The sequence below is a fragment of the Erythrobacter sp. SDW2 genome (assembly GCF_021431965.1).
In the GTDB taxonomy this organism is placed as follows: domain Bacteria; phylum Pseudomonadota; class Alphaproteobacteria; order Sphingomonadales; family Sphingomonadaceae; genus Parerythrobacter.
In genome coordinates, this window is record NZ_CP090370.1 from 2510987 (window position 1) to 2534559 (window position 23573).

Genomic DNA, 23573 nt, shown 5'->3' on the forward strand with positions numbered 1-23573 from the left:
AATCGATTGTAAGGAGGTTATCGCCCCCATCGTACCAAGTGAATCACGCTGCCAGGAGATCAGGGTGCGCCCCCATTACCACTACACCCCGCAGGCCAACTGGCTGAGCGACCCCAATGGCCTCGTCCATGATGGCGATTGCTGGCACATGTTCTACCAGTACAACCCGCAAGGCGAGGACTGGGGTCATATGTCATGGGGCCACGCGGTGAGCCGCGACCTGGCACATTGGGACGAGCTCGCCCCTGCCCTACTCGATGACGAGCGCCGGATGGTATTTTCAGGCAGCGCCGTGATGGACCGGGCTGGCACCGCCGGCTTTGGACGCGACGTGATGGTGGCGCTCTACACTGCTGCCGCGACGGGCGAGCCACAGCATCAGGCGCAGGCGCTGGCATGGAGCAACGATCGCGGCACGAGCTGGACCGACTATCCGCGCAACCCGGTGCTCGACCTCGGCATGGCCGACTTCCGCGATCCCTATGTCTTCCGCCACGAGCCGAGCGCGAGCTGGGTGATGGTGGTGGTCAAGTCCAACGAGCAGCGGGCGCAGATCTATCGCTCGGCCGACTTGCTGCGATGGACGCTGGCTTCGGAAATCCCGGCACGCGACGCGCCGGGCCTAGTGTGGGAATGCCCGACATTGGTCGAACTGCCGATCTGCGGCTCCGGGCAGTCGCGCTGGCTGTTCAAAGTCGATGCGCTGAACGGAGCGCCGGGCGCGGGCGCGCTTTACCTCACGGGCGATTTCGACGGTCATACCTTCACCCCTGACGGGCCATGGCAGGTCGTGGATCATGGCCGCGATTTCTATGCTGCCATCGCCTGGAACGGCCCACGCGATGCAGCAGGCCGCCCGGCCTGGATCGGCTGGATGGGCAACCATGCCTACCAGAAGCATTTCCGCAGGAAAGGTTGGCGCGGAGTGATGAGCACGCCGCGGCGAATGGGCTTGCTCGAAGCACCGGACGGGCTGCGCCTGGCGCAGCAGGTCGAGCCGAGCGTGGCGGGCCTGTTCGGGGACTTCGGGGCGCTGGCGACGGACGGGATGGCCGAGATGGCCAGCCGGATCGAACTCTCCGCCGCGTTTTCCGGTGCCCTGAGCCTTGCCGACAGCGGCACCAGCCGCTTTACCATCCGTGCCGAAGGTGACCGCTGGCTGCTGCAGCGCCGCGACACCGCCCTGCCCTTCCTCGATCAGGACGCAGAACTCCGGCGCCGCGATGGCGAAGGCCTGTCGCTCTGGCTCGATAGCGAGACCATTGAAGTGCTGAGCCCTGATGGCACGGGCGCGGCCGGTTTCCAGCACCGTCCGGCTGACCCGCACCTATCGCTGGAAACCGACCAACCCCAGTTTGTTTCAACCGCCGCGCTGGCCTGAGGCGCGCCGCGCCAGCTCCAGCGCACCGGTGATCCCGGCATCGTCGCCCAAGCCCGGCGCGACAATGTAGCTTGCCAAGCCCGGATCGAGCCGCGCATGCTGCACATAGCCCGCCAGCTTGACCTCGGCCTGTTGGCGCAGACTCTCGATCAGGCCCGGGGCCTTCATCACTCCGCCGCCGAAAATCAGCCGGTCGGGCATATGCATCAGCACCAGCGTGACGGCGAAATCGGCGAGGTAGGAGGCGATGAGCGGGACTGCATCAGGTTGGCGCGCGGCCATCTCGTCGAGCGAGGCCCCCCAGCGGTCGATGATCGCGGGTCCGCTGGCGAGACCTTCGAGGCAATCGCCGTGGAACGGGCAGCGCCCGGCAAAGGGATCACGCGCCGCATCGCGCGGCGGGCGCACATGCCCCGCCTCAAGATGGCTGATCCCGCCGCGTGAAGCCCCCTTGTGCAACACGCCGGTGCCGATCCCGGTGCCGACGGTGGTATAGGCAAGCGTCTCGCAGCCTCGCCCTGCCCCCGCCAGCCATTCGCCCAGCGCCGCGCCGTTGACATCGGTATCGACCACAATCGGCGCGCCGAGGCTCGCCAGCGCATCGTGGAATCGTGCCCCGCTCCAGCCCGGCTTGGGGGTGGTGGTGAAGGTGCCGTAGTCGGGAGAGGTCGGGTCGATATCAATCGGCCCGAAGCTGGCGATGCCGATCCCCGCCAGCGGTCCATGCTGCGCAAAGAACGCGGACATTTCAGGGAAAGTCTCCGCCGGAGTGCGTGTGTCCATCCGCGCTCGCGCCACGATGGTCCCGTCCATGCGCGCGACGGCGAGGACGAACTTGGTCCCCCCGGCTTCGACCGCACCGATCAATGGCTCGCTCACCTGGTACTCCTTGTTGTTGCCGGCGCCACATCAAAGGCGACTGTAAGCCGCTCCTCGCCTTCGAAGGGCACAGTGCCGTGCCATGTCGTCGAGGGAAACAGCACCAGATGCCCAGGTCTCGGCGTGATGTATTGCGTCGGTTCAAGGCCCAGCCCCAGCTCGGGGGGCGGCATGCCCAGCGCCAGTTCACCCGCATGGTCGCGCCCGGTCTCGGGCGGCACAACAATGTAGAGCGCGGAGCTCGCCCAGCCGTGCGGATGGGTGTGCGCGCTGTGATGCCCGCCACCCGCCAGCCGCACAGACCAGCTGCCGCTGAAACGGATGGCATCAGGCTTGCGCGAAAGGAGAGGATGAACGGGATCGTCGGGCAGGCCGTCACGCCAGCCGCGAACCGCCTCGGTTATCTTGCTGCGCAGCTGCCCGATCAGCGGATCGTGATGCAGCAACAGGTTGCGTTCGGTCTGCGTGCCGCCGCGCACCGATTGTTCGGGATAGGGGGCCGCCATGCGGTGCAGGCCGCGCAGGAATACTGCCAGATCGGCCAGCATGGCTTGCGGCAGGTCGAGATCGATGGCGCGGGCAAAGTCCCGTTCGAGCCAATCGGCGCGTTCGTCACCCGTCAGCCGCCAGCACAGGTTCACATAGGGCCAGAACTGTCCGGCGTGGGGCGTGCCAAGCTGCCCCTCAGCCAGCAAAAGCGCCCGTGCAGGATCGCCATGGCGCAAGGCGTGCCGCACTTGCAGCAGCACCAGCCCCGGATCGTTCGAGCGCTGGTAGTCCGCGAAGATCGCCGGATCGCTGCCTGCCGCACCGCTTTCGCAATCGAGCCACAGGCCGAGCAAGGGCATCTCGCCCAGCGCGAGCACCTTGCGCGCACCCTCCCAATCCTTTGCCGCCGCGAGTTTGTGGAACCAGGCCTGCTTCAATGCGGCATTGCCTGGCTCACGCGTGACCGCCTCGGCAAAGCTGCGCAGCGGGTCGTCCCCGCCCGCCGTGGTGCGCAGGGTGGCGAGGGTATCGTGCCCTTCGATCCACGCAGGATTGCGCGCGAGGATCCCGTCGAGCAGCCGCATCGCCCGCTCACCCTGCCCTTCGGACGCCAGCGCCAATGCGGCGTTGCGCACCACGTCCCTCCGGCCCGGATTGAGCAGCGCAGCGCGCTCGAACAGGGGCGTGGCCTCGAACCAGCCCTCCCAATGGAACTGCGCCTGCATGAAGGCGAGTGCGGGACTGTCCGGCATCTGCGCGATGGCGGCGTCAACGGCGGCGCAGGCGGTGGCCATATCCTGCGCGGCGTAAGCCGCCTGCGCCTTGGCGACGAGTTCCGGAACAGTTTCCTGCGCCACGGCAGCGATCACACCGCCGGGGCCTTGCCCGGAGCCTTACAATGCCGGTCAATGAATTGCTGGTGCGTGGTCTGTTTGGCCGCCTCGGCGACCATCGCAGCCTTGAGCCGGCCAAGCCATTCGCCCGGAGCCTGCTCGCGATAGCCCGCCACCGGGTCGCAAGCCTCCGGGATATTGCCCTGCCCGATATGCACCGCATGCCAGCTCGGCGGGCCGAACAGGTCCATGTCGCGGGCTATGTGGCGACCATAGCGGCGGAAATGCTCGATCTTGAACGCCAGCGTCTCCGGGATGTCCATGTCGCGGCAGTACCGCCACAGTTCGGAATCGTCCCGCGCAGTGAGCTTGTAGTGCAGCACCAGGAAGTCGCGGATGCGTTCGTATTCGGTGCGGGCGATATGGTTGTACTCGTCACGCACCATCGGATCGAAGTTGCGGTCCGGGAACAGCGCCAGCAGCTTGGAAATCCCGGCCTGGATCAGATGCAGGCTGGTCGATTCCAGCGGCTCCATGAAGCCACTCGACAGGCCGATGGCGACGACATTCTTGTCCCAGAACTTGCGCCGCATGCCGGTGACGAAGCGCAGCCGGTTGGGCTGCGCCAGCGGCTCGCCATCAAGGTTGGCTAGCAGCGTCTGCTCCGCATCCTCGTCGCTGATGAACTTGCTGCAATAGACATAGCCATTGCCGATCCGGTGCTGCAGCGGGATGCGCCATTGCCAGCCCGCCTCGCGCGCGGTCGAGCGGGTATAGGGCGTGAATTCGCCGGTGCCGTGACTGCACGGAATAGCCACCGCGCGGTCGCACGGCAGCCAGTGGGTCCAGTCCTCGTATCCGGCCCCGAGCGCGCCTTCGATCAGCAACCCGCGAAAGCCCGAGCAGTCGATGAACAGCTCGGCTTCCAGCACCTGCCCGTCCTCGAGCGTGACCGAGCGGACAAACCCGCTTTCCCCATCGAGCGCGACATCGGCGATCTTGCCCTCGACCCGGGTGACGCCGCGCTTTTCCGAGTATGCGCGCAGATAGCGGGCATAGCGCCCGGCATCGAAGTGGAAGGCATAGTCGAAGGTCGATAGGACATTGCGCCCGTCGGGGCTCGGAATGGTGAAGCGGCCAGCCTTGGCCAGTTGCCACGCCATCGACAGCTCGTCGAAATCGCCCGCGTTCTCCCCTGCCAGCCGCGCTTGCAGCCACAGCTGGTGAACGTCGCGGATGTCCATCGGCTTGCCGTGCGGGCCGAAGGGATGGAAATAGCGTGTGCCCAGTGCCCCCCAGTCGACGAATTCGATCCCGAGCTTGAACGAGCCCTGCGTCTCGCGGATGAACTCGCGCTCGTCGATGCCCAGCATGGCGTTGAAGGTGCGGATCGGCGGGATGGTCGCTTCGCCCACGCCGACGGTGCCGATGGCTTCGGATTCGATCAGAGTGATCGCACACCCCTTGGGCAGCGCATTGGCCAGTGCCGCCGCCGTCATCCAGCCGGCGGAGCCGCCGCCGACCACCAGGATCGACCGGATCGCCCGGTCCTGTGCTGTATCCGTCATGCCCAAACCTTAGCGACGAAAAAAAGGGACCGGTAGACTGAACCACCGGCCCCCTTGGTGGCGGTGGGGACCGCCGGGAGGATGTGCGGCGCGACTCCCATCGCCGCGCACAATCGCGTCAGTCGTTCAACTTCAGAACGTCAGGCGGATCGATGCGCTGACGTTGCGACCGGGGACCGGCGTGCCGCTGACAATAGCCGGAGTTACCCCGCCGTTGACCAGGGTCGCGCCATTGCCGCGCAGGTCATAGGTGTTGAACAAATTGTAGACGTTGAGGCCGACCTGGAGGTTGTCCAGCGGGTTCACACGCAGCGAGGCATTGAAAGTGGTCTTGCCTTCATAAGAACGCAGCGCATCGTCCACGACACTCGTCTGCCCGGTGGCCGAGAGGCCGAAGGTCGCCAGGTCACCGAAGTCGTACGAAGCCGAGAGCGAGTAGCTCAGGTCCGGAATGAACGGTGCCTGGGTGTAGTTGGCCGCACCCGACAGCTTGCGCTGGGCGTCCGAGTAGGTGGCGTTGGCCACGAACAGCAGGCCGCCATTGCGATAGGTGCCGAAGAATTCGAAGCCCTTCGACTTGTAGTTGCTGTCGATGATGCAGCCACCGGCACCGCCGGGGCAGCGGGTGGCCGACAGTTCGAAGGTGCTCTGGCTGAAGTCACCCTTGAGCAAGGTCAGTTCGGCGGTCCAGTCCCCACCGGCGAGACCGCCGCGGGCCTTTACGCCCAGTTCGTACTGGTTGACGAAGTCGACCGACGGCGTGACCCCGTCAGCGCCGCAACCGTTCGCTCCCGCGAGGGCCTGCGCCCCGGTGCATAGCGAACCGTCGTTGGCGATCTTGCCGCCCACGGTCTGGCGGTCGGCATTGAAACGGCCGCCGCGCGATGCGCGGGCGAAGACGGAGACATCGCTCGACGCCTTGAACAGGCCGCCGACCGACCAGCTGGTGTAGCTGCGGCTGTAGTCGAGCTGTTCGCGCGTCCCGTTGGCCGTGATCGCTTCGATCCGCAGGTTCGGGCGGCTGGGATCGGGCGATACCAGGAAGGTGTTGCCCCCGGCGATGGTGTAACCGCTGGCTGCAACACGCTCGAACCGGACCGAAGCATCGAAGTTGAACAGGTCGCCATCGAGCACCAGCTGCGCGTAAGGCGCGGTGTTGGTGTAGCCCAGGTCATAGTCGCGGGCGCAGCAGCTGCCCCAGTTGTTGTTGTAGCCCGAGATACCCTGATAGGTGAGCTGGTTGCCCGCCGCATCGAAAAGGTCGAGCTGCGAGGGATTGTCGCCGCTCAGTTCGCGGGTCGACTTGTTGACATGCCAGTCCATCGCAATGGTCTGGTCCATGTAGAAGAAGCCGCCGCGTGCGGTCAGCACCATCGAACCGACATCGAATTCGCCGGTCAGGACAAGGTCGTTCACGAAGGCGCCCAGATCACGGATGTTCGTGGTGACGTTGACGTTGTTGTCGAGCAGTGCCCCGGTGAAGACCTGACCGGCGCGCGGGCCGTCGGCGTAGCGGATCTGTGCCACGGTCGCGCCGTTGACGGTCGATCCGATCACGCTGCCACGGGTGGCGATGTTCAGGAACGGTGAGGAGAAGCTGCCCGAGACGTCCGAATAGCGCGCCCGGTTGTCGAGCGTGATGTTGTCACCGAATTCCCAGTGCAACTGCGCCCCGATGTACTTCTGGTCGGTCGAGATGCCGTCGATGCCGACACGCTCGAACACACCCTGGCGGTTCAGGATCAGCTGGTTCTGGTTGTAGATCGAGTAATTGGTCTGGCTGCGACCGTCGAAACCCGGATAGGCGCGGATGTCGGTGACCTTGCCGCCCGAGAAGTTCGCCAGCGCCGGGGCCCCGGTGTAGTTGATGCCCTGGGTATCGGCGACCTTGAAAAACAGGCGCAGGAACGAGGCACCGTCGCCGAATTCCTTGGTCAGGTTGCCCTTTACCTGGATGCTGTCGTTGATGGTATAATCGACACCCAGCGGGTCCTTGCCGCGCTGGAAATAGCCGCCGACGTGGAAATAGAGGTCTTCACCCAGCCCGCCGCCATAGCGGAAGTCGAGCTTGGTATCGTTGAAGTCGACACCCTTGGTCAGCTGGACCAGGCCGCCTTCCTTCTCGCCGGTGTGGCTGATGTAGTTGATGACTGCGCCCGGTGCCTGGCTGGCGAGGGTGGTCGCCGAACCGCCGCGAACCGCCTCGACCGTCGCGGTGGTGGTGTCGAACTTGGTCCAGTAGTCGTTGTTTCCGAACTGGATGTCGCCAAAGAGAACAAGCGGCAGGCCGTCTTCCTGCAGCTGCACGAAAGGCGCGCCGCCGGTGGCGACGGGAAGGCCGCGCACAGCGATGTTGGCGTTACCACCGGGACCGGAAGTACCCGGCGTCTGGATGCCCGGCAGCAGGCGGAAGATTTCCGCTTCTGACTGCGGCTGGAAATTCTGGATGATCGCATCATCGATCGCGGTGACCGAGATGGAGCTTTCAAGCTGGGTTTGGTTACCCGCCGCAGCGGTAACGACGATTACGTTAAGGCCGGTCGCATCGACGCTGGCATCGGCGTCGGCATCCTGAGCCGAAGCAGCAACGGAAAAAGGCAGCGCAACGCCGAGCGCGAGCGCCGACACACAAGTGCGGTAGGTGGCTTTCATCTGCAATCCCTCTCCTGAAACACCGGGTATCCCGCGCCTGGCGCAGCCCCCGAGTCGAGGGTCTTGTAACAATTACGCAATCGATTGCAATCGTAAATTACAATCGATTGCTTAAGTGCTCCATAAGGCAACTTTCTTACGACGAACCGATCTGTATTCGATTGGAGAGAAGAAGCGTCAGCCGCGCCCGCGGTAGCCGGAGACCCCCTGGTCGGGCACCCACAGCCCTTCGGGCGCGGGGCCGGTCTGCCAGAACACGTCAATCGGGATGCCGCCCCGCGGATACCAGTATCCGCCGATGCGCAGCCACTTCGGCTTCATCTCTGCCACCAGCCGCTCGCCGATTCCCACGGTGACGTCTTCGTGGAAACCGTTGTGGTTGCGGAACGATCCGAGGAACAGCTTGAGGCTCTTGGATTCAACGATTGTCTCGCCCGGGGCATAGTCGATCACCAGATGCGCAAAATCCGGCGCCCCGGTGACCGGGCACAGCGAGGTGAACTCGGGCGCGGCAAAGCGCACCAGGTAGAGCGCCCCCGGGCGCGGATTGGGGACATAGTCCAGCACCGCCGCTTCGGGAGATGCGGGCAGCGGGGTCTGCTGGCCGAGGAACTGAGGTCTTGGTGTGTCGCTCATGCCGCGCATCTGCCGTTATCTCGCGCAAAGCACAAGCTGGCCGTTGGACTGGCGCGATTCAGAGCCTATTCAGCGCCGCCTACCTTTGGCACTGGCCAATTGGACAGCCCTTTCCCCTTTCGATCGAATGATGCGCAAAAGTTTCACACTGCCTCTGCTGGCCCTTGGCCTGACCACGCTGGTTGCAGCGCCCGCTGCGGCGCAATCGGTCAATGATTTTCGGCTGCCGCCCAATCCGTCACCCTCGCCGACCCCGCGCGCGCAAGGCCCGGTCGACGATAGCGGCGTAGTCCCTATCCCACCCCGCCCGATCCCGACCGCGACGCCGGCCCGGACGCCGACGCCAACGCCCGCACCTGCGGAGACAGCGACGCAGAACCCCGTCGTACGCCCGACCACCGCTCCCCCAACGAGACCGACGCCTCGCCCGGAACCATCCGTGGCAGCCGGACAGCCACGGCCCTCGCCGCAAGATTCTGCCGACGCCGGGGCAGCACAGGAAGTCACTCCGATACCGGAAAGCACCTCGGCTCCCGGCTTTCCGGCATCGCCGACCATGGCGTCACCGGTCCCCTCGTCCGGCGCCGCGACCGATGCGGGCAGCCCGGTATTACCCGCCTGGTGGTGGATCGCCGCGATCGGTGCCGCGCTGGCTGCTCTTGCTGGAGGCCTGCTGTTCTGGCGGCGACGCAATGCGACCGAGGCACCGCCGGAGATCGTTCGCCCGGTTGTCGGCGGGAACAGCCAGAGTGTCGCACCGGATGATCTGCTGCGCTACCTCAAGGTCGAGGTCGATGCGGTCCGACTTGCCCGCAGCATGATGGCGGCAACGCTGACCTATCGCGTGACGCTCAGCAACCGCGCCTCCGATGCAATCCGCAACATCAAGCTCGAAGGCGACCTCGCCAGCGCCCACGGTCAGGCTCCGATCAGCGAGCAACTGGCCGATGCGTTGACTGCTCTCCCGGCACTGCACGAACTCGATCACCTCGGAGCCGGCCAGCGCAAGAGCTTTACCGGCGAGATGCGGCTCGAGCTACGGAACATTCGCCCGATCCGGCAGGGCAATATCCCCATCTACATCCCGCTGGTCCGCCTCAAGGCATCGGCCGCTGGTGCCGCGGCCAAGGCCTTCACCTTCGTGGTCGGCAAGTCCGCCAATGTGGCAGGCGCGAGATTGCAGCCGTTCCGGCTCGACACACCGCCGCAGACCTTCAACGAGATCGACGCCCGGCCGCTCGGCTAGCTGGACGCGCGCGCCGCGCCTCGCTACGCCGGGGGCGATGGAGATGCTTGTATCGACCGACTGGCTGGCAGGCGAACTGGGCGCTGACGATCTCGTTGTGCTTGATGCCTCGCTGCATCTGCCCGGCACCGGCAGGAACGCGGGTGCCGAGTTCGAGGCGGCCCACCTGCCGGGCGCGCGCTTCCTCGATCTGGCTGCACTGCATGACCCACAGTCCTCGATGCCGGGCAAGGTCCCTGACGCCGCGCGGCTGGAAACGCGGCTCACTGCGCTGGGCGTAACCAATTCCAGCCGCCTCATCCTTTATGACGATTCCGCGCTGCGGAGCGCGTGCCGGGCATGGTTCCTGCTCAAGGTCTTCGGCTTCGAGCAGGTGGCAGTGCTCGACGGGGGCCTCGGCAAATGGCGCAATGAAGGCCGTCCGCTGGAAAATGATGTGCCGGTCGAAGGTGCCGAGCCCGGACTATCGATCACCCTCGTCGCTGACCGCGCGATCCTTCGTGACAAGAACCAGGTGCTTGCCAATTGCGCGGTCTGCACCGAGCAGGTCGTCGATGCCCGCGATGAGGGCCGCTTTACCGGCGCGACAGTCGATACGGTCCACAACCTGCCGGGCGGACACATCCCCCGCGCGCGCAACGTGCCTTTCACCAGCCTGCTCAACCCCAACGGCACATTCCGCAGCCTCGCCGAGCTGCGCGCGACGTTCGAAGCGGCAGGGCTCGACCTTTCGCAATCGGTGGTCACCAGTTGCGGCAGCGGAGTGACTGCATCGGTACTGGTCTTTGCCCTGCACCTGATCGGCAAGACCGACGTCGCGCTGTATGACGGCAGCTGGTCGGAATGGGGCGCAGACCCGGCCACGCCCAAGGAAACAGGAGAAGCGCACTGAGCGGCAAGATTCCAGAGAACAGCGGCACCGGCACCCGGCTGGTGAACGCCGGGCGGCGCGAGGAATGGACCGGGCCGGTCGTCAATCCGCCGATATGGCGCGCCAGCACCCATCTCTATGCCAACGAGGCCGATCGCAAGGCAGCACAGGGCAACAATGCCGACGGGCAGTTCTATTACGGTCGTCGTGGCGCGCCGACGCAGTGGGCGCTGTGCGAGGCCCTGACCCAGATCGAGCCCGGCGCCTTCGGCACGGTAATCTACCCCAGTGGCACGGCGGCTATCGTGCAGGCGCTGATGGCGGTGCTGCGCCCGGGTGATGTGCTGCTGGTGACCGACAACGCCTATGAGCCGACCCGCAATATCGCCAGCGGCATCCTCAAGCGCTTCGGGGTCGAGCCGCGCTATTTCGATCCGCTCGATGTCGAGGGGTTTGCGGGCAAGTTCTGCGAGCGGACCAAGGCGGTCATGCTGGAAAGTCCCGGCAGCCTGACCATGGAAGTGCAGGATGTCCCCGCCCTCGCCGCCATCGCGCGTGACAAGGGCGCAGTGACATTGCTCGACAACACCTGGGCGTCCCCCCTCGGCTTCCCCGCGCTCGAGCGGGGTTGCGACATCTCGCTGATGTCGCTGACCAAGCATGTTTCCGGCCATTCCGACGTGATGATGGGCTCGGCCAGCGCACGCGACGAGCGGCTCTACAGGCGCTTGCGCCGGACAGCCCAGCAGATGGGCAATGTCGTTTCACCCGACGATGCCGCGCTGATGCTGCGGGGCCTGCGCACGATGCAGGTCAGGCTGGATCGGGAGGCGGAGACGGCGGGTGAAATTGCCACCTGGCTGGAGAGCCGGCAGGAGGTCGCACATGTGCTGTGCCCCATACTGCCCGGTTTTCCTGGGCACGCCTTGTGGAAGCGCGATTTCACCGGTGGCTGCGGCTTGCTCTCCTTCGTCCTGAAGGGGGGCACCGAGGCCGGGCGTGCGGCCTTCGTCGATGCTCTCGAGCTGTTCGGGATCGGTTACAGCTGGGGCGGGTTCGAAAGCCTGGTCATCCCGTTCGACCCGGCGGACATCCGTTCGGCCACCCCATGGCCGCCAGCTTCGTGGAACAATGAAGACCGGCTCGGCGTTCGACTTTCGATAGGGCTGGAAGACCCGGCTGACCTGATCGCCGACCTTTCCCGCGCCTTTGCCGCCATGGAGTCTGTATGACCGCCGCCTCGCCCGTGCCCGCCACAGACGCCGCGACAGCCACGCCCGGCCCCGTGCCCACGCCGGAAGCGGTCCCGCTGGTCAATCCGGCCACAGGCCAGCCGCTGCTCGATCCTGAAACCGGCGAGCAGATGATGGGCGTGCCGGTGCAGCAGCCGACGACCTTCCTCGATCCTGCCACAGGCAAGCCGCTTGTCGACCCTGAGACCGGCGACCCCGTGGCAGCGATAGCCGCAGTCCCGCCCACCCCAACACCTACGCCGGTCCAAACCAGCGATCCGATTGCGGCCGCCGACGGCGTCAGGGATGCCGTGTCGGAAAAGAGCCAGACCGTCGGCAGCATGGTCGACACACTCGACAGTATGGCGATTCAGATGGGGCACATGCGCATTTCGCTTTGGGATGTGCTGTTTGCGTCGGCCATCGTCCTGGTGATCGTGGTGGGGGCATGGTTCGCCACCAAGGCGATTAAGGTCCTCGTGGCCCGTGCCACACGACTCGATGAGACCCAAAGGCTGCTCTCGGAAAAGATCATCACGATCATCGTCTGGGTCGCGGCATTCTTCCTCGGCATCGACCTTCTTGGCATCGACCTCACTGCTTTCGCAGTGTTCTCCGGCGCCTTCGGCCTCGCCATCGGTTTCGGCCTGCAGAAGACCTTCGGCAACCTCATCGCGGGAATCATCCTGCTGATGGACAAGTCGATCAAGCCCGGCGACGTGATCGCAATTGCAGACCAGGCCGGGCAATCGACCTTCGGGCAAATCCGCCGGATTGGTATAAGGGCGGTTTCGATCACCACCCGCGACCAGCGGGAATATCTGATCCCGAACGAAAACCTGATGGTCAACCAGGTCGAGAACTGGTCCTACTCCAGCAAGAACGTGCGGATCCAGGTGCCGGTCGGTATCAGCTACAATTGCGATATCAAGCGTGCCGAGGAGTTGATGCTGCAGGCGGCGAGGGACGCCAAACGCGTCAAGCAGACCCCGCCGCCGGTGGTATGGCTCGACAAATATGGCGAAAGCTCGGTCGATTTCGTCATCCATTGCTGGATTTCCGATCCCGAAGAAGGGGTGGGCAACGTCCGCTCCGACGTGCTCAAGCGCCTGTGGGACTTGTTCCAGCAGGAAGGGATCGAGATTCCGTTCCCGCAGCGCGACATCAACCTGCGCGGCAACGAGGAGTTCGAACAGTTGGTCGCCGCGATCGCCCAGCGTGTCGACACCGACCGCAAAGACTAGCTTCGCGATCGGGTAGCGTCGGTTTCAAAATGATCCCTACCTGTATGACAAGTCCCGATTTCAAAATCGAAACTACCCAGCCTGCCAGTCATTCTGGTTAGCCGTTTCGGGCCACAGTGCCGAATATGGCGGCTATGACACAGGCTGGAACTATTTATCTCGTCGGCGCGGGTCCCGGTGACGCGGACCTGCTGACGCTTCGGGCGGCACGATTGCTCCAACAGGCCGATCTTGTTGTCCATGACGGGCTGGTCGACACCTCGATCCTCGCCATGGCCCGTCCTGATGCGACACTGATCTCGGTCGCCAAGAGCCGGTCGAAGCACACCATGCCGCAGGAAGCGATCAACGCGCTGCTGGTGCGCGAAGCACTGGGTGGCCGCGATGTGGTGCGGCTCAAGGGCGGCGATCCCTTCATTTTCGGACGCGGTGGCGAGGAAGCCGAAGCCGCCCATGCCGCCGGCGTTCCGGTCGAGGTCGTCCCCGGTATCAGCGCCGCCAACGGTGCTGCCGCCGCCGCGCAGATCGCGCTGACCCACCGCGAGGCCTCCAGCGTCGTCAGCTTCGTCGCCGGCCAGTGCAAGGGGCTTTCCGAGCAAGACTGGTCGGGCCTTGCCGGCAAGGACCGCACGCTGGTGATCTATATGGGTCTCAAGACCGCTCCGCAGATTGCCGAGAAGCTGATGGGTGACGGGCTCGCCCCCGACATGCCGGTGGCGGTGATCGAGAATGCCGCGCGTCCGCGTATGCGGGTGTTACGCGGCGTGCTCGCGGCGCTGCCCGATATGGTTTCGCGAGATGGGGTCACTACCCCGGCCCTGATCGTGATCGGCGAGGTCGTCGCACGCCCCCGATCTGGCGACGACCTTGCCACCCCTGACCAAGAGCTGGCGGCGCTGGCCGTGGAGGCGATGCAATGAAGATCCTGACCGGAAACGATCTGAAATCGGGCGCGGTGACCTGGTGGGACGGCACCGGCTGGTCGCTGCATGTCGACCACGCCGTCGATGTGGGTGACCGCGCCGACGAGATCATCGCGCGCGAGGAATCGGCCCGCCGCGTCAACATGCCTTACGCGATCGAGGCAGAGCGGACCGACAAGGGCGTCCGCCCGGCGCATATCAAGGACCGGGTCCGCGCGCTCGGACCGACCGTCCGCCCCGACCTGACCCTCAAACCCGCCGATCCCGATGCCGGCAACTGGGTGATCTGACATGTATCAGTACGATAGTTATGACCAGGCGATGGTCGACGCGCGGGTGGAGGAATTCCGCGACCAGACCCGCCGCCGCCTCGAAGGCAAGCTGCCCGAAGACGCGTTCCGCCCGCTACGGCTGATGAACGGGCTCTATCTCCAGCTGCACGCCTATATGCTGCGCGTCGCCATCCCCTATGGCACGCTCGACAGCCGGCAGATGCATGCGCTGGCCGATATCGCCGACAAGTATGATCGGGGCTATGGCCATTTCACAACGCGGCAGAACATCCAGTACAATTGGATCAAGCTGGAAGAAGCGCCCGACCTGCTGGCCGATCTGGCCAAGGTCGAGATGCATGCGATCCAGACCAGCGGCAATTGCATCCGCAACATCAGTTCGGATCACTTTGCCGGAGCAGCCGCGGACGAGCTGGTCGATCCGCGCCCCTATGCCGAGCTGCTGCGCCAGTGGTCGAGCTTCCACCCCGAATTCAGCTTCCTGCCGCGCAAGTTCAAGATCGCGGTCATCGCCAGCGATACCGACCGGGCGGCGATGCGGCTGCACGATATCGGTATCCAGATCGTCGCCAACGAAGCGGGCGAGTTGGGCGCGGCCTATTACGTCGGCGGCGGCATGGGCCGAACCCCGATGGTCGCACCTTGCATCAATCCCTTCGTCCCGCTCGACCAGTTCGTGACCTATGCCGAGGCGTGCCTCAGGGTCTACAACCGCCACGGCCGGCGCGACAACAAGTACAAGGCCCGGATCAAGATCCTCGTCCATGAAATGGGCGCGGAGGAATACACCCGCCAGGTCGAGGAAGAATTTGCCCACCTGCTCAGCCAAGGCATCGAGCCGCCGCTGGCGGAACTCGAGCGGATCAAGCCGTATTTCGCTTCACCAGATTTCCGTCATCCCAGCGAAAGCTGGGATCTGGCGCAACTGGAGCGCAAGGCCGGGAACGATCCCAGCTTTCGCTGGGATGACGGCTTTGGGAAGTGGGTGAGGAACAACACCCATCCGCACAAGGCGCCAGGTTACGTTTCGGCCGTCATCAGCCTCAAGCCGGTCGGCGGGATCCCCGGCGATGCCAGCGCGGCGCAGATGCACCTGATGGCGGAGCTGGCGAAGAAATACTCCTTCGACGAGCTGCGGGTGATGCACACCCAGAACATCGTCCTGCCGCATGTGAAGATCGCCGATCTCCACGCGCTGTGGACCGAACTGGAGGCGGCAGGCCTCGGCAGCCCCAACCTCGACACGATCGAGGACATCATCGCCTGCCCGGGGCTCGACTATTGCAGCCTCGCCAACGCCCGCTCGATCCCGGTGGCACAGAAGATCTCCCAGCGCTTCGCCGCAACCGGAAAAACCGCCGCGCTGGGCGAGCTCAAGCTCAAGATCTCGGGCTGCATCAACGCCTGCGGGCATCACCATGCGGGCCACATCGGCATCCTCGGCGTCGACAAGAAAGGCACCGAGAACTACCAGCTGTTGCTCGGTGGAAGCGAGGCGGCGGACACGTCGCTGGCCAAGATCACCGGCCCCGGCTTCGACGAAAACGGCATCGTCGATGCGGTCGAGACCGCTGCCGACGTCTATCTCGCCAACCGGCAGGAGGGGGAACGTTTCCTCGACACCTACCGCCGCATCGGCATGGATCCGTTCAAGGAGGCGCTATATGGTTGAGCAGCCCACTTCGGCTCTGGGCACCAGTCCGGACGACGTGCAGTTCCGTTTCCGCGACGACGAGGTGGCGGACCATGCGCAGGTAACGGTCGATGCCTTCCTCGAGCAATCCAATGCCGCCGCGGTGCGGATCGAGCCGGGCGACGATGCCCGCGCGCTGATCCCGCATCTGGAGCGGCTGCGGCTGGTCGAAGTCAACTTCCCGGTGTTCGGCGACGGGCGCGGCTATTCCTCGGCCCGCATCCTGCGTGAAGCAGGATACAAGGGGGAGCTGCGCGCGGTGGGCGAAGTGCTGGTCGACCAGATCGGCTATATGCGCCGCTGCGGCTTCGACAGCTTTGCGCCCGATACGCCGATCGACGAGGACGACGCCGAGGCCGCCTTCGCGCGCTGGCCGTACGAGTACCAGCGCGCCGCCGATGGCCGCCGGATGATCGCCGAGTTGCGCCATGAATGAAGTGCGCGCAATCGACCGCATCGACACCGGCCCGCGTTTCAGCGAGCATGACGCGGTGCGGCTCAACCGCATGTTCCGCGGGTCGAGTACGCAGGAGATGCTGGAATCGGTCATCCGCGACAATCTTGCGGGCGAACTGGCGGTGGTCTCAAGCTTCGGCGCAGAGAGTGCGGTGTTGCTGCACCTGATCGCGCAGGTCGATCCGGGCGTGCCGGTGCTGTTCCTGGAGACCGGCAAGCATTTCCCCGAAACGCTGGCCTATCGTGACGAGCTGGTCGAGGCGATCGGGCTCAAGAACCTCGTCAATCTCTACCCTTGCCTCGGCGAGCTGGAGACGCGCGACGAGAGCGGGCTGCGGTGGTCCTATGACCCGGACGGCTGCTGCGAGATCCGCAAGGTCAAACCGCTGGCCCGCGCGCTGGTGAACTATGACGCGACCTTCACCGGCCGTAAGGCGTTCCAGTCCAGCACCCGCGCCAACTTGCCCCGGTTCGAAGTCGATACCTCCGACAAGCAGGGCCGGCTCAAGATCAACCCGCTGATCGACTGGAACGCCAGCCAGATCGAAGGCTACATGATCCAGCACGACCTGCCCCGCCACCCGCTGGTGGCACAAGGCTACCCCTCGATCGGCTGCTCGCCCTGCACGCGGCCCGTTGCCATCGGCGAAGACCCGCGCGCAGGACGCTGGGCCGGCTGGGACAAGACCGAATGCGGCATCCACAAGCCGGGCGAGGAGCCGTTCCTTTAACTCGCCGCGTCATTGCGAGGAGCGCAGCAGCGCGGCAATCCAGAGTCCTCGTACGAACCGCGCTGGATTGCTTCGCTTCGCTCGCAATGACGGGGCGGGAGAGACCCCGCAGTCAATCCTCGGCTCAAAGCCAGCCGTTGTCGCGATACCAGCGCGCTGTCGCCTTGAGGCCTTCGCGGGTTGGGACTTTTGCTTTCCACAGCGATTTCGGCGGCTTCGCCTCGTCGCTCGAGACCCAGTCGGGGTGGCACATGTAGCCCACCCGGTCGGGCGTCAGCTTCGCTCTATCCCCTCGGAGCACGCCGTCCATTTTCGCCGCGAGATCGAGCATGCCGCGTGACAGACGTGGGACCATCGGGCGTTTGCCGACCGCCCAGCCGATGGCGCGGGCGAGTTCGCGGTGTTCCCAGCCGCCTTCCTTGCCGTCGTCGGGCTCGAAGATGCGCCCTGTTGTCTCTTCGCCCGATGGCAGCACCGCCAGCAGGAACCGCGCCAGATCGCCGACATGGATCATCGAGGCATGGCCTTCGCTCGGCATCGGCACGATCCCGCGATTGGCCATCTTGAACAGATCGAGCATCTCGCCGTCGCGCGGGCCATAGACGGCGGGCGGTCGCACGATGCTCCAGTCGAGCGGGCTCGCCATTACCAGCTTCTCGGCCCGCGCCTTCGACGCGCCATAGGCGGAGAGTTCGGGCTCACGCGCGGCGAGCGAGGAAACGAAGACAAAACGGGGCACACGCGCTGCCAGGGTCGCTTCGATCACATTCAGCGTCCCGGTAACATTGGCCGCTTCGAACTCGGACACATCGCGCGCCTGGACCTGGCCGGCGATATGGATGACGGCCTCGGCGCCCCTCGCCAGTCTCGCCAGGGCATCGGTGTCCTGGAGATCGCCCGGCTCCCACTCGACCCCGCGGGGGTCCGCCGGGATCTTGCGTGCGAGCGAGCGCAGCTTGACGCCGCGCTGCCCGGCAAGGTCGACCAGCGCCTGACCAACGAAACCCGTGCCGCCCGTTATCGCTACGATCACAGCAGCACCATATGGTCGCGGTGGATCACCGCCGCACGCGGTGCGTAGCCGAGCTGCGCCGCCTGATCCTCGGCGCGCTTGCCGGCGATCGCCTGCACTTCGTGCACCGCATATTCGCTGAGCCCTTGCGCCAGCGCCTTGCCCTTGAGATCGCAGATCCTGACCAGGTCGCCGCGGCGGAAATTGCCCGATACGCCGACGATCCCCGCCGCAAGCAGGCTCGCGCCCTTCCCCAGCGCCGCCGCGCACCCGGCATCGACCCGGAGCGTGCCCATCGGGGCCATCCGGCCGCCGAGCCAACCCTTGCGCGCGCCTGCGCCGGACTGCGCGCGAAACAGCGTGCCGATACCTTGGCCCAACGCGCGCCCGATGGGCTGTTCCACTGTGCCATTGGCGATGGCGAGCGCGACCCCGGCGCGGGTGGCGATATCGGCGGCCTGCAGCTTGGATACCATGCCCCCCGAACCGAGCCCCGACGAGGTATCGGCGGTGGCCATGGCGCGGATCGTGTCATCCATGGCCGCGACGACAGGCACCAGCTGCGCCCCCTCCTCGCGCGGGTGCCGATCATAAAGCCCATCGACGTCGCTCAGTAGCAGGACGGCGTCGGCACCCGCAGCCTGCCCCACGCGGGCCGCCAGACGGTCATTGTCGCCGAAGCGGATTTCCTCGGTCGCGACGCTGTCGTTCTCATTGATGACCGGCACTGCACCCGCCTCCAGCAAGCGCTCGAGCGTCGCCGAAGCATTGAGATAGCGGCTGCGGTCTTCGAGATCATCGAGTGTCAGCAGCATCTGCGCGGCAATAAGGCCGTGCTGCGCCAGACCCTCCGACCACAGCCGGGCCAGCGCGATCTGACCGACCGAAGCCGCCGCCTGCGCATCGGCGAGGCTGCGCCGGCCGCGCTCGGGCAAGGCCAGCTTGGCCGCCCCCAGCGCAATCGCGCCCGAGCTGACAATGACAATCTTCTGCCCCGCCGCATGCATCGCGGCGAGTTCACCAATCAGCCCCGTCAGCCATTCCCGGCGCGGCTCGCCGTCCGATCCGACCAGCAAGGCCGAGCCGAGCTTGACCACCAGCAGGGGGCAGGTCTCGGGATCGCGCAGGTCCGGCATGCCGCCGATCAGATGGGCGACCATTCGTCGCTGCTCTCGATATCGTCTTCGGGCGCGGCCTTGGTCTCCGTCGCGGTGCGATCGGGCAGGTACCCCAGCACCGCATCGAGCAACTGCTCGATCCCTGCCCCGGTTGCGCCGGACACGGCAAACACTTCCTCCGCGCCCGCCTCGATCAGCTGCTCGGCATAGGCGGCGACCAGTTCCTCGTCCGCGAGGTCAAGCTTGTTGAGCACCACCAGTTGCGGTTTGTCGATCAGGTCCGCGCCGTAAGCCTCCAGCTCGCCATTGACGACCTCGTACGCTTCGAGCGGGTCGGTGCCGGCAATGTCAACCAGGTGGATCAGCACCCGGCAGCGTTCGATATGGCCAAGGAAACGGTCACCGATCCCCGCGCCATCTGCCGCACCTTCGATCAGGCCGGGGATGTCCGCCAGCACGAATTCGCGGCCCTTGTGGCGCACCACCCCCAGCTTGGGCACCAGCGTGGTGAATGCGTAGTCACCGACCTTGGCCTGGGCATTGGACACGGCATTGATGAAGGTGCTCTTGCCCGCATTGGGGAGGCCGAGCAGGCCAACATCGGCGAGCAGCTTCAAGCGCAGCCAGACCCACATCTCCTCGCCCGGAATGCCCGGCTGGTGCTGGCGCGGGGCGCGGTTGGTGCTGGTCTTGTAGCTGGCGTTGCCGCGCCCGCCCATGCCGCCTTCGAGCAAGACGACGCGCTGGCCGACTTCGGTGAAATCGGCGAGCACCTCTTCCTTGTCGTCGGACAGGATCTGCGTGCCGACAGGCACCTTGATGACGAGATCGTCCGCGCCCTTGCCCGTCCGGTCGCGGCCCATGCCGTGCCCGCCGCGCGCGGCCTTGAAGTGCTGCGAATAGCGGAAATCGATCAGCGTGTTGAGGCCGGACACGGCCTCGAACACAATGTCGCCGCCCTTGCCGCCGTTGCCGCCGTCGGGGCCGCCATACTGGAGGTACTTCTCGCGCCGGAACGAGACCGCTCCGGGGCCGCCGGCACCCGCTTTGACGTAAATCTTGGCCTGATCCAGAAAATGCATGGTCGCTCAACTAAGGATGAAAATCAGAATGCGCCAGCCCGTTGGCCGAGCGCAGAGAACGGCGCAAAGCGCCGCAAGCCCGACCGGGCGCCCGCAGCGACCGCAAGGGAGCGAGGATATCGCGCGCCGGCTGGCGTGCGGAAAACAAAAAACCAGTTTCCCGCCAAGGCGGGAAACTGGTGGAGCCGAGCGGGATCGAACCGCTGACCTCGTCATTGCGAACGACGCGCTCTCCCAACTGAGCTACGGCCCCGTCCAGTATTCGTGCCGCCGCAAGCGGCAGCAAGGAGCGGGCATCTAGCGAAAAGCACCGCGCATGCAAAGCCCCATGATCGGTGGCCGCTATTCGTCCTTTTCGGGCGGAGCCTGCACTACCGGCTCGGAGGTGAAGACAACCCCGCCGCTCGACACGGGAGGCGCTTCGGCAGGTGCCGGATCGGCCGCAACTTCACTCGCCCCGGGATCGACCACCGGTAGCTCGGCAATGATCACCGGTTCGGGCGCCGGAGCAGGCGTGTATGCGGGCGCGGTTTCAAGCGGCATGGTTTCCGCCGGCATGGCCATGACTTCGACCGTGCCGATCGAGGGCGGATAAGCCTCGCCCTGCGGAGTCTCGCGAAAGAGAACCTGCTCACCCGGGGTTGGGCCGAGCGAACCTTTGCGCACCCACTCCGGCACCGGCGTCCCGGGCACGGCATCCGCACCATAGGTCGCCGTCCAGTTGGCGAGGTTGCGCTCGTAATTCTCGTAGGAGCGGAAGAAATCCTGGAACACCACCTCAATCTGCGGCAGCGCACGCGCAGCGAAACTGTCGAGATCGGCAGAAGCGACGACGGTCGAATCCGTGCTGACCGTCAGCGCTGCGTCGCAGAACTGGTTCAGCGAAGGCGGCAGGGCGAAATAGTTGTAGACCTGCGTCATGTAGCCGTCGAACTGGCTCTGACCCTGGCTGCGCCCGTATCTGGAACGGAATTCCTCGAGGATCTTGCTGCTGGTGTTGCGGAGCGGCCGCTCGAACTTGGTCAGGAACACCTTGTAATTGTCGAGGATACCGGCGTGGCGCGGTTCGTCGCAATTGAGCGCAGCGACATTGAGCGCCGAACGCAGGTTCCACGTCGTCTGCGCCTCGGTCAGGCCGGTGTTGATGGTCAGCCGGTTGCCGTCGAGACCCATCGCCGGGAGCGCCATCATTGGTGCCGCGCCACCGGGAGGCATTGGCCGCGCCGGGATCAGCTGGACCGGCGGCGGCGGCGGCGGCGGCGGCGCAACGACGACTGGCGGCGGCGGCGGAGTGGCGCAGCCGGCCAGAACGGCGAGGCCAGCCACCAGCGCTGCAAGGCGCAACTTCGAGCAAACGGAATGCGGAATACTGCCAATCATGCTGTGCGAACCCTCCAGTGGCACGATCCCCTGTTGCAGCCCCAAGCTGAGCAGGGGCTGAAGCGAATTCCCTAATCCGACTGCCGCGATAAGAAAATGCCCGAGGTGCGAATTGCACCCCGGGCACGTTCAAGTGAGTCTTTCCTGCGACAGTTCGCAGCCGGGATGCGCTTACTCGCGCGAACCCATGAAGCGGAGCAGGAACAGGAACATGTTGATGAAGTCGAGGTAGAGGTTCAGCGCCCCCATGATCACGACCTTGTCCATGAACGGCGTCCCGCGCACTTCGGTGTACATATGCTTGAGCTTCTGCGTGTCGTAGGCCGTGAGGCCTGCGAACACGAGCACGCCGATCGCGCTGATGGCCCACATCAGGGCCGGCGACTGCAGCCACAGATTGAGGAGGCTGGCGACGATCAGGCCAACCACACCCATGATCAGGAAGCTGCCCCAGCCGCTGAGGTCCTTCTGCGTGGTGTAGCCGAACAGGCTCAGCCCCGCGAAGGCGGCGGCGGTAGCGAAGAAGGTCACCGCGATCGAGCCGCCAGTGTAGACGAGGAAGATCGTCGACAGCGACAGGCCCATCAGGACCGCAAAGCCCCAGTACATCGCCTGCAACGTCGTCTTGCTGAAGCGGTTCATGCCGAAGCTCATCGCGAACACGATGGCGAGCGGTGCCAGCGCCACGAGCCACATCATCGGGCCACTGGCAAAGGTCATCGCCAGTCCGCTCTGCGCGGTCATCAGCGCGACGATCCCGGTCAGCAGGATGCCGGAGGTCATGTAGTTGTAAATCGACAGCATGTACTTGCGCAGGCCCGCGTCGAAGGTCGTGCGCGATGCAACGTCGCCTCCTGCGCGCGGCACCGAGCCAAAGCCCGCTTGCGCCTGCCGAGGTTCGTTCCAGTCAGCCATTTCGATCCATACTCCTTTTGCCGGCTGCACTATAGCGCCGGTGCAACGGTAATATCGGGGCAAGGCGGGTTGATTTCAAGCGAAACCGGACACTGTTCGATAGAATGCAACTGAACGGGTGTTAACCTTTTTTTGGTGCTTCTTCAGCCATTTCCATGCCACGGTCGCGTGCTGCAGTGAGCGTGTCGACCATCAGGCGGACCAGTGCTTCGCCATCGTCGAGCACATCGAGCCCCTTCTGGGTCATTCCGCCCGGGCTCGCCACCCTTCGCGCCAGCTCTCCCGGCGAGTGCCCCGACGCTGCCGCAAGGGCCGAAGCGCCCTCGACCATCTGGATCGCCAAGCGCGCAGACTGCTCTTCAGGCAGGCCGAGGCGGGTTGCCGCAATGCCCAGCGCGTCGATAAAGCGATAGACGAAGCCCGGGCCGGATCCAGCCAGCGCGGTGACGAGGTCGAACTGGCTCTCTTCGGCAAGCCACTCGGCACTACCGAGCATTTCGGCAAGGTGTGTCACGATGGCGCGCGCCGTGTCGTCGAGGCCTTCTCCCACCAGCCCATTGGGCGACTTGCCAAGTGCGCAGGCGAGGTTCGGCATCAGGCGCACCACGGCACCGGCTTGCGGGAAGCGCGCTCTCAGGCTTGCGAGTTCGACACCGGCGAGGACCGAAATTACAATGGTTTTGGCACCCACTGCGTCCGCCAGGCCCGGTGCAACATCGTCAAGCATGTATGGCTTCACGCCCAGCAATACGGCATCGAAAGCATCGCCCGGCCAATCGGTGACGAGCGACACACCCTCGGGCACTTCCTTGCCGCGCGGGTGGTAGACGGTGAAACCGGCAGGCGGCATGCCGGCGCGCAGCCAGCCTTGCACCATGGCCCCGGTCATGTTGCCGAAGCCGACGATGAGCATGTTCGAAATGGTCATGCTGCAGCCCC

The 23573-nt window shown here is 65.3% G+C and carries 21 protein-coding genes and 1 tRNA gene; 10 read left to right on the top strand and 12 right to left on the bottom strand.

The window, feature by feature from the left end; genetic code table 11:
- The first annotated feature begins 64 nt into the window (after window positions 1-64).
- On the top strand, window positions 65-1381 hold the full coding sequence (locus LY632_RS12290; RefSeq protein ID WP_234091417.1) for a glycoside hydrolase family 32 protein: 1317 nt from the start codon (window positions 65-67) through the stop codon (window positions 1379-1381).
- Here the strand turns inward: LY632_RS12290 and LY632_RS12295 are convergent.
- The 5 genes from LY632_RS12295 to queF all read right to left on the bottom strand — a co-directional run bounded on the left by LY632_RS12295 (window position 1361) and on the right by queF (window position 8438).
- The gene (locus LY632_RS12295; protein WP_234091418.1) at window positions 1361-2260 is read right to left on the bottom strand and encodes an ROK family protein; all 900 of its coding nucleotides are present in this window, start codon (window positions 2258-2260) and stop codon (window positions 1361-1363) included. The two genes, LY632_RS12290 and LY632_RS12295, sit on opposite strands and share 21 nt — an antisense overlap.
- Window positions 2257-3618, bottom strand: a complete 1362-nt coding sequence (locus LY632_RS12300) for a putative 2OG-Fe(II) oxygenase (protein ID WP_234091419.1) — start codon at window positions 3616-3618, stop codon at window positions 2257-2259. Before LY632_RS12300 ends, LY632_RS12295 begins: the two co-directional genes overlap by 4 nt.
- Window positions 3615-5150: a tryptophan halogenase family protein gene (locus tag LY632_RS12305; RefSeq protein ID WP_234091420.1), complete on the bottom strand. Its 1536-nt coding sequence runs from the start codon at window positions 5148-5150 to the stop codon at window positions 3615-3617. Before LY632_RS12305 ends, LY632_RS12300 begins: the two co-directional genes overlap by 4 nt.
- Before the next feature lie 132 nt (window positions 5151-5282).
- The gene (locus LY632_RS12310) at window positions 5283-7802 is read right to left on the bottom strand and encodes a TonB-dependent receptor (RefSeq protein WP_234091421.1); all 2520 of its coding nucleotides are present in this window, start codon (window positions 7800-7802) and stop codon (window positions 5283-5285) included.
- A gap of 177 nt (window positions 7803-7979) precedes the next feature.
- The gene (gene queF / locus LY632_RS12315) at window positions 7980-8438 is read right to left on the bottom strand and encodes a preQ(1) synthase (RefSeq protein WP_234091422.1); all 459 of its coding nucleotides are present in this window, start codon (window positions 8436-8438) and stop codon (window positions 7980-7982) included.
- A 556-nt stretch (window positions 8439-8994) separates the two neighbouring features.
- Between queF and LY632_RS12325 the strand changes: the two genes are divergently transcribed.
- From LY632_RS12325 to LY632_RS12365, 9 genes are all read left to right on the top strand, one after another.
- Window positions 8995-9684, top strand: a complete 690-nt coding sequence (locus tag LY632_RS12325) for an LPXTG cell wall anchor domain-containing protein (protein WP_234093330.1) — start codon at window positions 8995-8997, stop codon at window positions 9682-9684.
- Window positions 9685-9721: 37 nt separating this feature from the next.
- Complete coding sequence (locus tag LY632_RS12330) at window positions 9722-10576, top strand: sulfurtransferase (RefSeq protein WP_234091423.1); 855 nt, start codon at window positions 9722-9724, stop codon at window positions 10574-10576.
- Window positions 10528-11787, top strand: coding sequence for a cystathionine beta-lyase (gene metC, locus LY632_RS12335; RefSeq protein WP_234091424.1), 1260 nt, complete (start codon window positions 10528-10530; stop codon window positions 11785-11787). The genes LY632_RS12330 and metC overlap by 49 nt, the downstream gene beginning before the upstream one ends.
- Window positions 11784-13031, top strand: a complete 1248-nt coding sequence (locus LY632_RS12340; protein ID WP_234091425.1) for a mechanosensitive ion channel family protein — start codon at window positions 11784-11786, stop codon at window positions 13029-13031. Before metC ends, LY632_RS12340 begins: the two co-directional genes overlap by 4 nt.
- Before the next feature lie 134 nt (window positions 13032-13165).
- Window positions 13166-13951 (top strand): uroporphyrinogen-III C-methyltransferase, encoded by a 786-nt coding sequence (gene cobA / locus LY632_RS12345; protein WP_234091426.1) that lies wholly within the window; start codon window positions 13166-13168, stop codon window positions 13949-13951.
- Window positions 13948-14244: a DUF2849 domain-containing protein gene (locus tag LY632_RS12350; protein WP_234091427.1), complete on the top strand. Its 297-nt coding sequence runs from the start codon at window positions 13948-13950 to the stop codon at window positions 14242-14244. The genes cobA and LY632_RS12350 overlap by 4 nt, the downstream gene beginning before the upstream one ends.
- A 1-nt stretch (window position 14245) precedes the next feature.
- On the top strand, window positions 14246-15919 hold the full coding sequence (locus LY632_RS12355; RefSeq protein WP_234091428.1) for a nitrite/sulfite reductase: 1674 nt from the start codon (window positions 14246-14248) through the stop codon (window positions 15917-15919).
- Window positions 15912-16376: a DUF934 domain-containing protein gene (locus LY632_RS12360; protein ID WP_234091429.1), complete on the top strand. Its 465-nt coding sequence runs from the start codon at window positions 15912-15914 to the stop codon at window positions 16374-16376. The genes LY632_RS12355 and LY632_RS12360 overlap by 8 nt, the downstream gene beginning before the upstream one ends.
- Window positions 16369-17127 (top strand): phosphoadenylyl-sulfate reductase, encoded by a 759-nt coding sequence (locus tag LY632_RS12365; protein WP_234091430.1) that lies wholly within the window; start codon window positions 16369-16371, stop codon window positions 17125-17127. The genes LY632_RS12360 and LY632_RS12365 overlap by 8 nt, the downstream gene beginning before the upstream one ends.
- 124 nt (window positions 17128-17251) lie before the next feature.
- Here the strand turns inward: LY632_RS12365 and LY632_RS12370 are convergent, their stop codons facing one another.
- The 7 genes from LY632_RS12370 to LY632_RS12400 form a co-directional block, all read right to left on the bottom strand.
- Window positions 17252-18160, bottom strand: a complete 909-nt coding sequence (locus tag LY632_RS12370; RefSeq protein ID WP_234091431.1) for an NAD(P)-dependent oxidoreductase — start codon at window positions 18158-18160, stop codon at window positions 17252-17254.
- Window positions 18157-19299: a glutamate 5-kinase gene (gene proB, locus LY632_RS12375; RefSeq protein WP_234091432.1), complete on the bottom strand. Its 1143-nt coding sequence runs from the start codon at window positions 19297-19299 to the stop codon at window positions 18157-18159. Before proB ends, LY632_RS12370 begins: the two co-directional genes overlap by 4 nt.
- On the bottom strand, window positions 19284-20339 hold the full coding sequence (gene obgE / locus LY632_RS12380) for a GTPase ObgE (RefSeq protein ID WP_234091433.1): 1056 nt from the start codon (window positions 20337-20339) through the stop codon (window positions 19284-19286). The genes proB and obgE overlap by 16 nt, the downstream gene beginning before the upstream one ends.
- 177 nt (window positions 20340-20516) lie before the next feature.
- Window positions 20517-20592 (bottom strand) — tRNA-Ala (locus LY632_RS12385).
- 89 nt (window positions 20593-20681) lie between these two features.
- The gene (locus tag LY632_RS12390; protein WP_234091434.1) at window positions 20682-21719 is read right to left on the bottom strand and encodes a hypothetical protein; all 1038 of its coding nucleotides are present in this window, start codon (window positions 21717-21719) and stop codon (window positions 20682-20684) included.
- A 171-nt stretch (window positions 21720-21890) separates the two neighbouring features.
- Window positions 21891-22634 carry a Bax inhibitor-1/YccA family protein gene (locus tag LY632_RS12395; protein ID WP_234091435.1) on the bottom strand — a complete coding sequence of 248 codons (744 nt, stop codon included), beginning with the start codon at window positions 22632-22634 and terminating at the stop codon, window positions 21891-21893.
- Between the two features lie 121 nt (window positions 22635-22755).
- A complete protein-coding gene (locus LY632_RS12400; RefSeq protein WP_234091436.1) occupies window positions 22756-23562 on the bottom strand; it encodes a pyrroline-5-carboxylate reductase in 807 nt (268 codons plus the stop codon).
- Between the last annotated feature and the right edge of the window lie 11 nt (window positions 23563-23573).